The 16,115-nt window shown below is 39.5% G+C and carries 14 protein-coding genes; 5 read left to right on the top strand and 9 right to left on the bottom strand.

Features of this window, described 5'->3' with window-relative positions; all coding sequences use genetic code 11:
- Positions 1-17 precede the first annotated feature (17 nt).
- The 3 genes from AC1FXP_RS01625 to dacB form a co-directional block, all read right to left on the bottom strand.
- The gene (locus AC1FXP_RS01625; protein WP_480058183.1) at positions 18-1,112 is read right to left on the bottom strand and encodes a hypothetical protein; all 1,095 of its coding nucleotides are present in this window, start codon (positions 1,110-1,112) and stop codon (positions 18-20) included.
- Between the two features lie 59 nt (positions 1,113-1,171).
- Positions 1,172-1,432, bottom strand: coding sequence for a hypothetical protein (locus AC1FXP_RS01630; RefSeq protein WP_480058184.1), 261 nt, complete (start codon positions 1,430-1,432; stop codon positions 1,172-1,174).
- A 73-nt stretch (positions 1,433-1,505) separates the two neighbouring features.
- Positions 1,506-2,957, bottom strand: a complete 1,452-nt coding sequence (gene dacB, locus AC1FXP_RS01635) for a D-alanyl-D-alanine carboxypeptidase/D-alanyl-D-alanine endopeptidase (RefSeq protein WP_480058185.1) — start codon at positions 2,955-2,957, stop codon at positions 1,506-1,508.
- A gap of 159 nt (positions 2,958-3,116) precedes the next feature.
- Here dacB and AC1FXP_RS01640 point away from each other — a divergent pair, with 159 nt between their 5' ends.
- The 3 genes from AC1FXP_RS01640 to AC1FXP_RS01650 all read left to right on the top strand — a co-directional run bounded on the left by AC1FXP_RS01640 (position 3,117) and on the right by AC1FXP_RS01650 (position 4,963).
- On the top strand, positions 3,117-3,374 hold the full coding sequence (locus AC1FXP_RS01640) for a DUF1292 domain-containing protein (RefSeq protein ID WP_480058186.1): 258 nt from the start codon (positions 3,117-3,119) through the stop codon (positions 3,372-3,374).
- Positions 3,375-3,398: 24 nt separating this feature from the next.
- Positions 3,399-3,596 (top strand): hypothetical protein, encoded by a 198-nt coding sequence (locus AC1FXP_RS01645; RefSeq protein ID WP_480058188.1) that lies wholly within the window; start codon positions 3,399-3,401, stop codon positions 3,594-3,596.
- Positions 3,597-3,874: 278 nt separating this feature from the next.
- On the top strand, positions 3,875-4,963 hold the full coding sequence (locus AC1FXP_RS01650; protein ID WP_480058189.1) for a YkvI family membrane protein: 1,089 nt from the start codon (positions 3,875-3,877) through the stop codon (positions 4,961-4,963).
- 167 nt (positions 4,964-5,130) lie between these two features.
- Here AC1FXP_RS01650 and pfkA read toward each other — a convergent pair whose 3' ends face one another.
- Positions 5,131-6,090 carry a 6-phosphofructokinase gene (gene pfkA, locus AC1FXP_RS01655; protein WP_480058191.1) on the bottom strand — a complete coding sequence of 320 codons (960 nt, stop codon included), beginning with the start codon at positions 6,088-6,090 and terminating at the stop codon, positions 5,131-5,133.
- A gap of 163 nt (positions 6,091-6,253) precedes the next feature.
- Here pfkA and AC1FXP_RS01660 point away from each other — a divergent pair, with 163 nt between their 5' ends.
- The gene (locus tag AC1FXP_RS01660; RefSeq protein ID WP_480058193.1) at positions 6,254-7,453 is read left to right on the top strand and encodes an MFS transporter; all 1,200 of its coding nucleotides are present in this window, start codon (positions 6,254-6,256) and stop codon (positions 7,451-7,453) included.
- Positions 7,454-7,493: 40 nt separating this feature from the next.
- On the opposite strand, the gene AC1FXP_RS01665 is transcribed toward AC1FXP_RS01660, so the two are convergent.
- From AC1FXP_RS01665 to AC1FXP_RS01680, 4 genes are all read right to left on the bottom strand, one after another.
- Positions 7,494-7,973 (bottom strand): metal-dependent hydrolase, encoded by a 480-nt coding sequence (locus AC1FXP_RS01665; protein ID WP_480058195.1) that lies wholly within the window; start codon positions 7,971-7,973, stop codon positions 7,494-7,496.
- Between the two features lie 164 nt (positions 7,974-8,137).
- Entirely contained in the window at positions 8,138-10,591 is a 2,454-nt protein-coding gene (parC, locus tag AC1FXP_RS01670) for a DNA topoisomerase IV subunit A (protein WP_480058197.1), read from the bottom strand.
- Between the two features lie 2 nt (positions 10,592-10,593).
- On the bottom strand, positions 10,594-12,564 hold the full coding sequence (gene parE / locus AC1FXP_RS01675; protein WP_480058199.1) for a DNA topoisomerase IV subunit B: 1,971 nt from the start codon (positions 12,562-12,564) through the stop codon (positions 10,594-10,596).
- 626 nt (positions 12,565-13,190) lie between these two features.
- The gene (locus tag AC1FXP_RS01680) at positions 13,191-13,604 is read right to left on the bottom strand and encodes a CoA-binding protein (RefSeq protein ID WP_480058201.1); all 414 of its coding nucleotides are present in this window, start codon (positions 13,602-13,604) and stop codon (positions 13,191-13,193) included.
- Between the two features lie 145 nt (positions 13,605-13,749).
- Here AC1FXP_RS01680 and AC1FXP_RS01685 point away from each other — a divergent pair, with 145 nt between their 5' ends.
- Positions 13,750-15,063: a DUF2254 domain-containing protein gene (locus AC1FXP_RS01685; protein WP_480058203.1), complete on the top strand. Its 1,314-nt coding sequence runs from the start codon at positions 13,750-13,752 to the stop codon at positions 15,061-15,063.
- A gap of 103 nt (positions 15,064-15,166) precedes the next feature.
- Here the strand turns inward: AC1FXP_RS01685 and fadH are convergent, their stop codons facing one another.
- Complete coding sequence (gene fadH, locus AC1FXP_RS01690; protein WP_480058205.1) at positions 15,167-15,937, bottom strand: 2,4-dienoyl-CoA reductase; 771 nt, start codon at positions 15,935-15,937, stop codon at positions 15,167-15,169.
- Between the last annotated feature and the right edge of the window lie 178 nt (positions 15,938-16,115).

The raw sequence follows: 16,115 nt of genomic DNA on the forward strand, positions 1-16,115 counted from the left end.
TATTGGTCATCCTCTTTTCAATGAAGTAAGTCTGTTGGTACACTCACTAACTTCCATTCACTAGTTGGTGAGTCTCTTCGCACTTGGAATGTGTGGAAAGACCCTACTTCTGATTGGTTTTTCTTTTTCACGAGAAAAGTTAGCGGAAGCTCATATACAAGCGGTCCATTTATGGACGGCGGATTTTTCTTTTTCACAAGTCTGATGGACTCAATTTCTTCAATTAATTTTTCTGATTCCCCGTTTTTATCCTTATAGATTAAATTAAGCAAATCAAGATCATTTTGATTCAATGCTATTAAAAACAATTCAACAACTTTGTTTGGTGGTAGCTGCTGCACATACGGAGCAAGCATTCCTCCTGCTTTATACACCATCACTTGATGGGATAAATCAAGACTATTCGATCTGTGGGTCGTACTGCCTTTAAAGTGGATACAGAAGTGACCTGGAAAATTATTCGCTAGCGCTCCCCCGCCATGAGGCATTCCATGCATAGAAGCCGCAATCATTTTTCCTTCATGATGAACGAGGATCGCTCGTCTTTTCCAACTCCACTTTCCACTATAGATTTCTTTCATGATTTTTGTATCTTTCGTTGTTAGTGGTTGAACATCTGCATGACTTGATCCTGCTCGTCTTTGCGCTTCAAATTTTAACCCTGTTTCGATATCGGTAATCGTAAAAGAAGTGTAGCGCGGGATTAGCTTGTCAACTTCCTCCCATGAGAGAATTGTACCGAAATGATGCGCCTCTAACCCATCAAAGTAATCATTAAGTTTATTGATAATTTTTTCTTCAACTTGAATTTTCTCTTTTTGTTGAACATCATATAACCCATTTTTATAATCAAGTACAAAAATTCTTACGGTCCCTTTATCTTCAAGTAAAAGGTAGTGGTTGGAATGGGGTACTTCTGAGACAGGTTCGATCGTTTTTGCTTGGAAAAGAGCTTGAACGATTTTTTCTGACTTAATCTTAAGGACAGTTTGATGTAACGATTGGCTCGAAGATTTTACTATAAGAGATACTTGTCCATTGCCTTCTGCTGCAGCTATAGCAGATGGTAACATTAAACTAAGGACAAAGAGCAAGATGATTATTTTTTTCATTTGTCTGACTCCTGTTTATTTTTTATCGATCGTTTTCCGTTGTTTTAAACAGGAAAGTACTATGAATCGGTTCCTTCCATTTCTTCGATAACTGCAGGATTAAATAAAGAACTAGTTACCGTAACATATGGGTCAGGCAAAGCTCCTTCTGTATACTCTGCAATTTCTTCTTCAATTTTACGTAAGTCTTCCTCAATCAGATTTGTCGGTTGATTTTCTTGCTTTACTTGTGCCAGCTTTGCTTGGAGCATTTTTTTTGTTTCCATAAGGACATAGACATTCTCAAGTTTTTCGAAATAAGTTAATGGTTGATGTTCCATCTGAACCCTCCTGCATCTGTTAAGATGATACTTATAATTCCTCATGCCAAACAAAGCTATTCCTACTCACTGGTTACAGATTGACTAGCTGCATGACGATTTGATCTTCCAATTGCTTCGCTTTCTTTCCGTCTAATACATTGTTTAACATGATTGAAAAAATCAACGTTGTTCCAGACTTTGTTTCTACGTAACCAGATAATGTACTAACGGTGGTTAGTGTTCCCGTTTTCGCTTTTACCTTTCCTGCTGCCTCTGTATTTGCTAAACGTCTATACAACGTTCCTCTTTCTAATCTGTCCTCTCCTCCTGTAACAGGCAGCGAACGTAAAAATACAGGAAACCAGTCCTCGGATTGAACTGAAAACAATAATTGAGATAATTGATTCGCTGAAACTAAGTTAATGTGGGATATGCCTGATCCGTCTCTTATTACTAGTGTATCTGTCTTTACCCCAAAGAAGCGCAATTGTTCGTTCATTGCCTCTAGTCCCTTTTCCCAACTACCTTCCTCTTTCATCACCTTCCCCATCTCTTTAACAAGCACTTCTGCATGTCCATTGTTGCTGAGCTTCATAAACGGTACCATGAACTCTGAAAGTGGAATGGATTCATGTGCGGCTAGAAGGCTTGCATTTTCAGGTGTTACTCCTCGTTTCACTTTACCAAGTAGCTTAATCCCCTTTCGTTGTAACGCTTCTTCAAACAGAGCAAGTGCGAAATCTGTTGGTTCCCATACAGCAACTGTGTTTTTTTCTTCCGGGGTGTCCTTTGAAATTTTTCCTTCAATAAAAATGGTGTTTGTGCCATGTTCTCTTTTGACCGTTATCTTTGTTGTTTGATCAGCAGAAACGGTTTTTGTTTCATTTACAATGTAAACAAAATCCGTTTGTGGTTCGATGTGAATTTTGCCACTTTGACCTATGTCTTGTGGGAAAACTTTTACAATAATTGACCCGGCATCGTAATCGTGGTCAGCTGCTGCTGTTAAAGCAGAAATAGCTGACCCATAATAGGCGGTTTCATCACTCCACGGTAAGTCGACTGAATAACGGGTGTCATTATACCAGGAGTCATCTCCAATTACGTCGCCTCGAATGAACTTGATCCCCTTCTTTTGAAGAGTCCCTACCAAATTGTCGATGTCTTCTTTAAGTAAGGTTGGATCTCCTTTTCCTCTTATATAAAGATTTCCATCTAATAAGGTCCACTTTATATTTCCATCCGTTACTAACTCTGTAAAAAACGTGTAATCATCACCTAATACTGACAAAGCCGAAGCTGCAGTAAAAAGCTTCATATTTGAAGCTGGCCTGAGGCGAGTTCTGCCATTGTGGTCCATTAACAGTTCACCTGTTTCGGCTGATCGAATACTGATGCTTGCTATTGCACCTTCCAGCGTTGGATCGGTTCTTACAAGGTGCTCAATTTGATTCTTCATATGGTCCATCTTTGTTGTTGCTTGGACAAGTGGAGTATGTAATATAAAACAAATGACTATGATTGCTACAAGAAATTTTCGCATAAGATCTTTCTCCTCCATCAAGAAAAGGTTCCTTTACCTTTATTAGTATGCAAAATGAACGATAAACCAATTCTTATTAAAAATAATCAACAATAAAAAGGGCAAATTATAACTAGTACGTTACCTGGCGTACACTTGATGATATGGTGGTGAGCTTGAATGGAACCAAATGAAGTTAGAGACCAAATAACGATAGAAGATGAACAAGGACATATGAAAGATTACGCAGTTGAAGCTTTATTTGATATGGAGGACCATTCATATGCTCTGTTAACATCGAATGAAGAAACCATTTTGATGAGAGTCGAAGATGAAGAAGATGAGCAATACCTTGTTGGGATCAATGACCCAAAAGAAAGAGATTCTATTTTAGAAGCATATGAAATTGCTGTTGAAGCGAATCCTGCTGAAGAATAAACCTGGATCTATGAGGTGATTGATGTGGCTAATAAAAAAAATGATGTTCAAGAACATGTCCGAATGGGTCAAGGTGGAACAATGGGACTGTTTGGATTAACTGGTCCCGATGAGATCGCCGATTACTCTCTTTCACCGAAGAAAGATACGACAGGCCAGATCGACAGAGAATACGACGGTGCTACAGCAACATCCAAAGAAACAGAACAAAGATCAGAATAGAACATGGAAAGCTATGGCATCTTCTTTAAGTGCTGTAGCTTTCTTGTTTTCCCCTAATATAAGTTGTATTTTAATTTAGATAATACGTACAGTACGTGAAATTATAAATTTCTTCTCTTCATTCCCGTCGCTTGCCCTGTCATTTCATTTCTCAGCTGCACCCGTTTTCACAAGATTCATATTTGGTTTTGTATGCTATTTATCACCCATAAATAAATTTGTTCGTTCCAACTAATAATAATAACTCCTTACAAATATTCACAGAGGTGGTGACGATTGTGACGAATGAATCTCCTACTCATTTAAATGCTTTCAAAATTGCTGCGACTTATATAGGTACAATTGTTGGGGCTGGTTTCGCATCCGGGCAAGAGGTACTGCAATTTTTTAGTGCATTTGGTTTATTAGGAATATGGGGAATTGTTCTAGCAACCTCACTTTTCTTTGTCTTTGGTTATATGATTTTAGTTATTGGGCGAGCTTTAAGCGCTTCTGCTTATGTGGAAGTTGTTCGCTTTTCAAATGGGAAGTTTCTCGGTTCATTGATCGATTTAATCATTACGATTTTTTTATTTGGAGCACTTGCAGCGATGATTGCTGGAGCTGGTGCTATTTTTGTTGAACAATTTCGCTTGTCCTCATGGTGGGGTACGATGTTGATGGCACTGCTAGCACTTTTTACGGTCATTCGTGGAATAAAAGGAGTCATAAATGCGATTAGCTATGTCGTTCCCGTTTTATTAATTTCGGTTTTATTAATTTCGTTATACGGAATTTATCGTAGTCCTGTAACAGTAGAAGATATTCAACGTACGGCGAACTTAGTAGGCGCCGCACCTAATTGGTTCATTGCTGCATTAAATTATGCTTCCTTTAATTTAGTTATTGCTGTTGCCATTTTGGCCCCAATGGGACCGAATGCCAAAAAGAAAAGTACTCTTTTCTGGGGTGCGCTGTTAGGAGCTCTTGGTTTAGGCCTTGGTGTGTTAGCGATTTATTTTAGTGTATTGTCAAATATTTTGGAAGTGGCTGCAGTGGAAGTTCCGATGATCTATATCGCTTCTCTCATTTCTCCGTTCATTCAGCTATTGTTTGCAGTTGTCTTATTTTCAGCTGTCTACTCTACTGCTGTTAGTAATTTATATGGGTTTGTTTCAAGAATGACCTTTATTGACCAGAGATCTCGAATTTGGCTGATCGTCGCGACAACCATTGCTGCTTTTATTGTCAGCCAAGTTGGATTTTCCACGTTAGTGACGTATTTATATCCGGCTGTAGGGTATGGGGGATTTATCTTTTTTGCAGGGTTGCTATATGTGTGGGTGTTTAAGCGTGAGGCTTTAAGGGATGCTGGCAAGAACGTTTGATTGCTCGGGCTCAATTTCTCAGCTTTCTATTTGTCTGCTATTTTCAAGATTTATAAGCACATTATTCATTTATATTTACCATTCGTAAATTTTGGACAAGAACCTCCCCTCCCCTCACTTGCTAAACTAACAAAAAGACGTGTCACTGCTGACACGTCTTTTTTCGATCAGGTCGAAAGCTGACTCGATAATTCATACATCTTCGTATCGATTTCATGCGGTTTTGAAAAAATTTCATCAAATGAAGTGCTAACTAAGTCATTCTTTTCAATTCCAACAGCTAAGCCAGACTTGCCTTCTAATAGTAAATCAACGGCATGAGCGCCTAAACGGCTGGCTAGTACACGGTCAAACCCTGTTGGTGAGCCGCCGCGTTGGATGTGACCGAGGACCGTTACACGAGTTTCGATGTTCAGTTGCTTTTGGATGCTTTCTCCGATTTCAACGCCTGAGCCTACTCCTTCAGCGACAACAATAATACTATGCTTCTTTCCACGTTTGGCGCCTCGTTTCAATCGGTCGATAATCTCTTCCATATTATGTTCGACTTCAGGGAGCATAATGGTTTCTGCACCTGCCGCGAGTCCACTCCATAATGCGAGATCGCCAGCGTGCCGTCCCATTACTTCGATGACGTACGTTCTCTCGTGTGAGGATGCGGTGTCTCGAATTTTATCAATAGCGTGGATGATCGTATTTAACGATGTATCAAAGCCAATTGTAAAATCAGTACCTGGAATGTCATTATCAATGGTTCCTGGTGCTCCAATCGTTGCAATTCCATGTTCGGAAAGCTTTTGAGCTCCGCGGTAGGACCCATCGCCGCCTATAACTACGACGCCCTCAATGTTATGTTTTTTTAAATGCTCAACAGCTTTTAATTGACCTTCTTTTGTTTTAAAATCTTCACTTCTTGCTGTGTGAAGCATCGTCCCGCCGCGATGAATAATATCACCTACAGAACCTAAATTGAGTTCCTTAATGTCACCTTCCATCATCCCAGCATACCCACGGTACACACCAAATACTTTGCAATCATGGTATAACGCTTTACGAACAACGGCACGAACGGCCGCATTCATTCCTGGTGAATCTCCTCCACTCGTTAATACAGCAATTCGTTTCAATCTACCCACTCCTAGCTATAATTTCACTATCTTTTAGCAAGTATTTCAATAATCGGGCATAGTTATACCTACCATGAATGAGCTTGCTTTTTGCAATTGACAGTCTAATTTTCCATGTTACAGTAAAGAAAACGGTTTTGTAAAAAAGATGGGAGTGGGATAATTGGAAGAAGCCGTAAGAAAGGAAGCAGGAGAGGAACAAATCGCATCCAAAACTGATCACCTCGTATTTTTAAGCGTTGTCTTTTGTTTTTGGTTTTGCACCTATATTTACATACCTGTTTTCGGCTTATATTTAGAGGATATTGGTTTTGGCTATTCTGTTATTGGAATCATCTTAGGAAGTTATGGAGTGACGCAAATCATCCTCCGTTTTCCTTTAGGCGTCCTTTCAGACCGTCTGACAGGTTTACGAAAGCCATTACTCATTTCTGGTTTTGTTATCGCTTTAGTAAGCAGCCTTCTGCTTATTTTTACGCAATCATTTATTGGTATCTTTACTTCACGTCTTTTAGCAGGAATAACAGCTGCGATGTGGGTGATGGCAACTGTGTTGTATTCTCAATATTTTAAGTCAGAACATGTTTCCAAAGCGATGAGTCGCATTCAATTTTTAACAGTGTTTGCGCAATTCTTTAGCATGATGATTAGCGGCTATTTAGTGATTCAACTCGGTTGGTCGTTTCCGTTTTTGGTTGCTGCTGTTACCTCTATTATTGGGCTCGTCTTAGCCTTTCGTATTAAAGAAATTGCTATTTCAACAAATAAAAAATCCGTTAATATAACTTCTCATATACAAAAGACGTATCAAATTTACGGACTAAAAACGATTACACTATTATCATTAAGTGGTCATGCAATTTTGTTCATTACGATTTTTGGATTTTCACCCATGTATACGGCACAGCTTTCATCAGGGAGCCATGCCATCACGTTGTTAGTTTGTTCATTTTTTATTCCGCATGCGCTTGCTTCAGTTTGGCTTATGTTTTATCAAATTGATATGAGAAAGCAGAAACTTGTTTTACTTGTTTGTTTTGTTTTCATTGCTCTGTTAATGTTCATGTCTCCTCTCGTAAACTCATTTTTATTGTTCTGTCTCATCCATGCTGGGATTGGCTTATTGCTTGGAATTATTTTCCCTCTACTTTTGGGCATGGTGATCCAATTAGCCACAAATGATTTGAAAAGCTCAGCCATGGGGTTTTATCAATCATTTTATGCCATTGGAATTTTGGCTGGTCCGTTGGTTGCAGGTGAGTTCGCTGACAAAATAAGCTTACCTTTTGTCTTTTTCTTATGTGGAATCATTTCTTTATGTGGTTTTATCATTTTACTCTTCTACCGCCCAAGATATCAGTAAACGCTGAAAGGAAGGCACCGGAAATGGCTACCTTCCTTTTCTATGAAAACAAATAGTAACCAAGCAGTCCTCCCAAACAAATCGTAACAACGGTTTCTCCAATGACTGAACCTGTTTTGACATAAATGGGTGTTCTCACATTCATTTTGATCGGATAAAACAATTTCACTCCTTGCGGGGTCATCGCATCAAGAATGATATGACTGCCTACACCTAGAAGTAATCCTTGTTGGATTGCACCCGCTCCTTGTATCGTTAATTGCTCGGTAAGGAAATAAACAAGCAATAGAAATAATAAACTATGACTAAATGAGCGATGTCCAAAAACCGTGCTAATCGTTCTTGATAATATCGGCAGTCTTCTACCGATCATCGATTTAGGGTGGCAAATGTCTGGAATAATGGCTCCTGCTAATGCCGTTGTATAAAATAAAAATGGTTCATTGATTGATCCGGGAAACTGATTTTCAAAAATAACAGCTGCCGTCACTCCACCAATCAGGTGAGTTGTTCCTTTCATCGTCTTCTTCCTTTACCTTTAGTTTACATAACATTGTTATGGTTACTTCTTTTGTATTAATTTGAAATAACGACTAGATTAATGAAGGGCACTGAAAATGGTTATATTACACCATTTCAGCGCCCCTAATGAAAAAGGTTCGTTTATACCTTTTATTGGTTCAATTAATCCTCGTCGTTTTTAAGTGTTGTATCAATCTCTTCTCGAACTTCAATCACATTGCCACTAGTTGAAACGTCAACAAGGAACGATCCATTGCTATAACGATCACTATTTCGATAGTTAGCTACTTCCAATGTTTCTTCATGATTCTTATCAGTGACAACTACAAACATTTCAGCTTGGTCTTTCACTCGTTTGCATGCGATGACTCGATGTGGATTTGATTTTAATTCACGTAACATGACAAGTCCGCGTTTGGCTCTACTCGACTTATCAAATTCGGTAATTGGTACCTTTTTCACCGCTCCACGCTGTGTGACGATGATAAATTCAACTTTCTTATCATCTGCTAGGAATGTGGACGCATCGACAACATGGTCTTCTTCCTTTAAATTAATTGCTTTGACACCAGCTGCTCTTTGGCCAACTAGGTTAATTTCTTCTTCACCGAGCCAGAGCCCGTATCCTAAATGGGTTGCGATAAGCAATTCTTCATTTCCATTTGTTAACATACAAGCTACCACTTCATCATTTTCTTTCAACTTTAAGGCCATTAAAGGCTTCGAGAAACGTTGAGCTTGATAAAGGGACAATTGTGACTTTTTCGCCATCCCATTTTTCGTTATAAATAGGAGCGATTGCTCTTCTTTAAACTCTTTAACTGGCAATGCTTTAATAATTTCATCATCTGAGTTGTACCCGCTAACAAGGTTGGCTACATGTTGACCATTGTCTTTCCAACGGATATCTGGGAGCTGGTGAACTGGAATATAGAGATAGTTTCCGGACTTTGTAAACAATAACAATATTTCTGTTGTGTTAATTTCAAAATGCCCAAGAAGGTAATCTCCTTCCTTCATCCCGGGATTCTCCCCATTTGATGCGCCATATGAACGGATGCTTGTTCGTTTCACATAGCCTTCTTTTGTAACGGTAACCATGACGTCTTCAGATGCAATGAGGACATCCATGTTGATTTTGATTTCCTCGATTTCTTCTTTAATGACCGTACGTCTAGGGTCAGCAAACTCTTTCTTAATCGTTTGAAGATTGCTCTTAATAACTTGAATAAGCTTTTTCTCACTGCCAAGAATCGCTTCTAGCTCATGAATGCGGCGCTCTAGCTCAGCTGCTTCTTCTTCAAGTGTTGTAATATCCGTATTTGTTAAACGGTATAGTTGCAATGTAACAATTGCCTCTGCTTGTGCTTCTGTAAATTCAAATTGTGCAATAAGGTTATCTTTCGCATTCTTTTTATCTTTTGACGCACGAATCGTTGCAATAACTTCGTCAAGGATCGAAATCGCCTTAATTAGCCCTTGAACAATATGTTGACGATCCAACGCTTTATTTAGATCGTATTTGGCACGTCTTGTGAATACAAGCTTTTGGTGGTCAATATATGCTTGTATTAGTGCTTGAAGTCCCATTAATTTCGGAGCTTTGTTGGCGATGGCTACCATGTTGAAATTATATGTAACTTGTAAATCAGTATTTTTTAATAGATAGTTTAAGATTGCATTTGCATCCGCTTCTTTTTTCAACTCAACGACGATCCGTAAGCCAGTACGGTCGGTATCATCTCGAACTTCTGCAATTCCGTCTACTTTCTTATCAAAGCGAAGTTCATCCATTTTTTTCACTAAGTTAGACTTAACGACTTCAAATGGAATTTCCGTGATAACGATTTGCTCACGGCCTCCGCGAAGCTCTTCCACTTCTGTTTTTGCCCTAACGACGACCTTTCCTTTTCCAGTACGGTATGCTTGACGTATGCCATCGAGACCTTGAACGATTCCTCCTGTAGGAAAATCAGGGCCTTTAATGACATGTAACAGATCATCAAGCGTTGTACTCGGCTTTTCCATTTGCATGATAACACCGTCAATAATCTCCCCTAAATGATGCGGAGGGATGTCCGTTGCATAACCAGAAGAGATTCCTGTTGAGCCATTGACGAGCAAATTCGGAAACATGGCTGGAAGGACAACTGGCTCATCCTCTGTATCATCAAAGTTAGGAATGTAGTCAACAGTATCGCGATCAATGTCGCGCAGAAGCTGAGATGCGATTCTCGATAATCTCGCTTCTGTATAACGCATCGCTGCCGGTGGATCGCCGTCAATTGATCCGTTGTTTCCGTGCATATCAACTAACAGGTTACGAACCTTCCATTCCTGACTCATTCGAATCATCGCTTCATACACAGATGAATCACCGTGTGGGTGATAGTTACCGATGACGTTACCAACGGTTTTCGCTGATTTTCGGAATGGTTTATCTGCTGTATTTCCATCTTTGTACATTGCATATAAAATTCTTCGTTGTACGGGCTTTAAACCGTCTCTTGCATCAGGTAACGCACGCTCTTGAATAATGTATTTACTATAGCGACCAAATCGATCGCCGATGACTTCTTCTAAGGGAAGGTCTAAGTAACGCTCTGTTTGTGCCAAGCTTACTCCTCCTCAATAATTGCTAAGTTTTCGTTTTCTAAGATGTTTGAGTCTTCTTCCATCCCAAATGCAACATGAGACTCAATCCATTTTCGTCTAGGTTCTACTTTATCTCCCATTAATGTCGTGACACGCTTTTCAGCACGTGCTGCGTCATCTAGCTTCACTCGAATTAACGTTCTCGTTTCTGGATCCATCGTTGTTTCCCAAAGCTGAGTCGCATTCATTTCACCTAAACCTTTATAACGTTGTAATGTATAGCCACGACCGACTTTTTTCGTCACTTTATCAAGTTCACGCTCATCCCACGCATATTCGATTATTTCTTTTTTTCCGCTGCCTTTACTGATTTTATAAAGTGGTGGCAAGGCGATGTATACTTTCCCTGCATCATACAACGGACGCATATAACGATAAAAGAATGTTAGCAAAAGGACTTGAATGTGCGCTCCATCTGTATCCGCATCGGTCATAATGACGATCTTATCATAATTGACATCTTCTAACGTGAAATCAGAGCCAACGCCTGCACCAATCGTATGAATAATCGTGCGGATTTCTTCATTTTTCATAATATCTTCAAGCTTTGCTTTTTCTGTATTAATAACTTTCCCGCGTAAAGGTAAAACGGCTTGGAACTTTCGGTCTCGTCCTTGTTTAGCCGACCCGCCAGCAGAGTCACCCTCAACTAAATAAAGTTCATTTCGTTGTGGATTTTTCGATTGAGCTGGTGTGAGCTTTCCACTTAATAGGACGTCTTTTCGCTTGCTCTTTTTTCCATTTCTAGCATCTTCACGTGCTTTTCTTGCCGCTTCACGTGCTTGTGCAGCTTTTACAGCTTTCTTTATCAGCATTGTACTGACATCAGGATTTTCCTCAAAGAAATAGGAAAGCTTCTCAGAAACGACGCTATCTACTGCCGACCGTGCTTCAGTTGTACCGAGCTTTCCTTTTGTTTGTCCCTCGAATTGAAGCTTTGCTTCAGGTACGCGAACGGAAATGATTGAAGTGAAACCTTCGCGAATATCTGATCCATCTAAATTCTTATCTCTTTCTTTTAACAATTTCACTTTACGTGCATATTCATTTACAGCGCGTGTCATCGCTGCTTTTGCACCAAGTTCATGCGTTCCACCATCTTTCGTACGAACATTGTTAACGAAAGAAAGGACATTTTCTGTATAACCATCGTTAAATTGGAAAGCGAATTCAACTTCAATATCGTTTTGCTCCCCCGAGAAAAAGACAACAGGACTTAACGTTTCTTTGTCCTCGTTTAAATATTCAACAAACGCTTCAATTCCATTTTCAAAATAAAATTCTTGCTGTGAGCCTTCGCCACGTAAATCGATTAGTTCAATTTTTAGTCCTTTTAAGAGGAATGCCGCTTCACGTAATCGTTCTGTTAACGTTTCGAAGTTATACGTTGTTGCGCTAAAAATAGTTGTGTCTGGTTTAAAATGAATCGTTGTGCCTGACTTGCGCGTCTTCCCTGTCTTTTCTAGTGTTGTTGCAGGTTTACCGCCATTTTCAAATCGTTGCTTATATACTTGCCCATCTCGCTTAATTTCAACAACGAGCCATTCAGATAAGGCATTTACGACCGAAGCCCCTACCCCATGCAGACCTCCACTCGTCGCATAGCCTCCTTGGCCGAATTTCCCACCGGCATGCAAGACTGTAAGAATAACTTCTGGTGTTGGTTTCCCGGACTTATGCATCCCTGTTGGCATGCCTCGACCTTCATCACTAACAGAAATACTATTGTCGCGGTGTACCGTAACATTTATGTATGATCCGTGTCCAGCAAGTGCTTCGTCAACGGAGTTATCAACTATTTCATAGACAAGGTGATGGAGACCACGAGCGTCTGTACTCCCGATGTACATCCCCGGACGCTTTCTAACTGCCTCTAACCCTTCTAATACTTGTATTGCATCATCGTTATAATCCAAATGTTGTTTCTTAGCCAAAGTTGGTACTCCTTTCAACATGCTACTTTTCGTATTGTAGCACAAACGAACAAATGTTTCTATTTATCGAACAGTGCTGCTTTATCTATTGTAGCGGTTATTTCTGTATTCGCAACCTCTTTTCGATTATCCTGCCTTTTCTTTAACATTCTGAAAAGAAAAGGGTGAGCTCCGAAAGGCTACTGAAAAAGGATAATGGTAGAGGCCACTGAAAAAGGTATGGTTTTGACCTTTTTCAATGGCCTTTAAGCAATGAGCGGAACCGTTGCTTTGTCTTAAAGCCTGCTATGAGTGGTTTTCTCATAGCAGGCGCGCAACGTGTGGAGCCATTGCTGCTTCCTCGAATCTGCTAAAAAGGACTTTTTCAGTGCCCTCATAATGGTAACCTTTTTCAGTAGCCTTGAATCAATGAGTATTAAGTGTTCATTGTTTAGACGAGAAAAGAATCCATTTTTCCTATTCTAATCGATTATGTAATATTTTAAAAAACCTTCTATGAGTGGGTTTCTCATAGAAGGCGGCAACGTGCAGAGCCATTGCTAGTAGATAAAACTACTGATCATTAGGTGATTTATCACCTTTTTTCAGTACTTCTTCTTCCTATTTTTCCACTGTTTCGTATTGAGCTATTTCCACTTTGCATGTTCGACTTTTATGCAGCGATTCATGACCGTTTGAATTCCATTTTCAGTCAACATATCGTATGCCTCTTCGTTTTCAAGGCCGAGCTGTGCCCAAAATGACTTAGCACCCACTTCAATCGTTTCGCGCGCTACTTCCGGGAGAAACTCACTTCTTCTAAAAACATTAACAATGTCAATATCTCCTTCAATTTCTTTAAGTGATTTAACCGCTTTTACCCCTAGTACTTCATCTGCTGTAGGATTGACCGGGATGATTTCATAGCCTGCTTTTTGCATCGCTTCTGACACCATATATGACGTGCGCTCTGGATTTGCAGAAAGACCGACAACTGCAATTCGTTTGCTTTCTTGTAATAATTGCTTCACTTCTTCATTACTTGGGTATTGAATAGCCATCTTAACACTCCTTTATTCATTTTCACTCTTCACATGTTTCCGCATGATTGGCTCATTTTCCTGCATGAAAGTAAAGATAAATGTTTAATTTTGACAAAATAACAAAAAATAATACGTAATACATTCTTGAGGGAGGTTGTTTTCCATGAAAAATCGTCCTACATGGCTTATGTTGCGCTCACAATTTTGGTTTATCCCGGCATTATATGGACTCATCTCTGTCTTACTCGCCTTCTTGAGCGTTCTATTTGATATGTATGTAAGCAATGATTTTTTGCCTGTATTTTTTATCGTTGACATTGGATTGGCTCAAACTCTGTTAAGTACGATTGCTTCTTCATTGTTGACGATGACAACTATTTCATTTTCAACGATTATGGTCGTACTTACGACCTACTTATCACAATTTTCTCCACGTACGATGCAGGATTTTTTAACGGATGACAACACACAGCGAATTCTTGGCGTTTTCATTGGTGGGTTTGTATATGCCTTGATTTTGTTGTTATTTATTCGAGAAACAAATGAGCAAGTTTTGTTTCTCTCACCGACGTTAGCTGTTTTGTATGCGATCATTTGTGTAGGCTTTTTTGTATTTTTTGTCCATCATGTAGGGAGATGGATTCAAGTGAGCAATTTAATTCATCACATTACGCGAAATACAATTAAATCGATTCATTCCAATTATGAAGATGAGATGATTGAAGCTGCGGACGAGCCATGGAAAGATTGGGAGAGTGAAGAGCTGAATTTAGTTGAACCTACCTACATTCAGTCTGATAAATCTGGGTATTTACTTGTTGTTGAAATCGACAAATTAGTTGAGCAAGCAAGTGATGACGATATCATTACCAAAGTTGAAGTTGGCCTTGGTGATTTTATTGAAGAAGGCTCGACCATCCTTTCGTTTTGGGGAAGTAAGAAAAGCAACGTAGATCAGGCTACTTATCAAGATTTGTTTCATGTTGGAGAAGAACGAGCGACCATTCAAGACATTGATTTTGGCCTTACAAAGCTTGTTGAAATTACTTTACGAGCGTTATCTCCAGGTACGAATGACCCTAATACGGCCATTAGCGGCATTCGTGCACTAGCTCGCATCCTGAAAGTGTTAGCAAAAAAGAACCTTCATCGTTCTTATTACAACGATAAGTACGAAAGCTTACGTGTCATAGTCAAACAGCGACATTTTGAAGACTATTTATATCGTTGCTATTACCAAATCAGGCATTACGGGATCGAGGATGTATCTGTTGTTGCTGCTATGATCGACTCCTTACAATTAATCGCCTCACAAAATGAGACAAGAATAAAAAAGATGGTATGGCAATTCTCTCGCTATATACAGCAAGGAATCAAAAAAGAAGAGATATTGGAGCTTGATCGTAAGTATCTAAATGAAAAAATCTACAAATTAGCCATTCATACAAAACACGCTAATGAATACCATCCTTTATAAAGTTAGAAAATACAAGTTGGCAACGGATCCGTTATGTGCTCAAAGATTTGGTAAAGTACTTTGAGCAATATAACGGGAGTCCGTAAATTTTAGGCCTCACTTTTTATAACTTATAAGAAGCTCCACTTAACCATTGCGCGCCATCGATGGTAATGCAATCTCCGTTAATATAACGGGCTTCTTCTGAGAAGAGAAATGCAGCGACTCCGGCTACTTCTTCTACTTTACCAAATCGTTTTGCCGGAATTCCTTCTATAATTTTTTTGTGCACGCTTTCATTCGCAACCAACTTATCGACTCCTCCAGTTCCTTCAATTGGTCCTGGTGCTATTGCATTGACGCGTATTCCATATTTGCTTCCCCATTCAACAGCAAGCGATCTCGTCATAGCTAATACACCTGCCTTTGCACTAGCGGAGTGAACGACACCCGGGCCAGCTGTCCAAGCGTATGTTGCGACAATATTAATGATGCTCCCAGACTTTTTCTCATTAATCCACTCTTTGGCTACCGCTTGTGTGCAATACCATGTTCCATTTAAGACAATATCAATAACAGAGTTCCAACCGTTTAGAGATAACTGCTCTGCTGGGACGAGAAAATTTCCTGCTGCATTGTTGACAAGGTAGTCAACCGTTCCAAACTTCTCCTTCGTTTGACTGACCATCAATTGGACTTTTTCTGGGTCACGAACATCCATGACGATTGGTAACACTTGTCCATCAAACGTCTCAATTTCTTGTTTTGCTCGTTCCAATTTTTCCTGATCTCGCCCACTTATCGTCACAAAAGCTCCTTGTTCTGCAAATCGTTTGGCCATAGCCTTTCCCATTCCATTGCTTCCACCTGTTACAATGACTGCTTTTCCCTTCACAACCTCTCCCCTCTCTTTTGAGTGAGTACTCATTCATTAATTCTATATCATCATACCATGTTCCTCTTTCGGTTAGAAGACTTTTTATACATTCCGCTCAATGTAATACTAATAAATGTCTGATCCGATCATAAGTACGCTCCTACTCATATCTTGTGACTTTCTTTGTTCAGAAATA

Source organism: Halalkalibacter sp. HAAS-P013, from assembly GCF_056619925.1.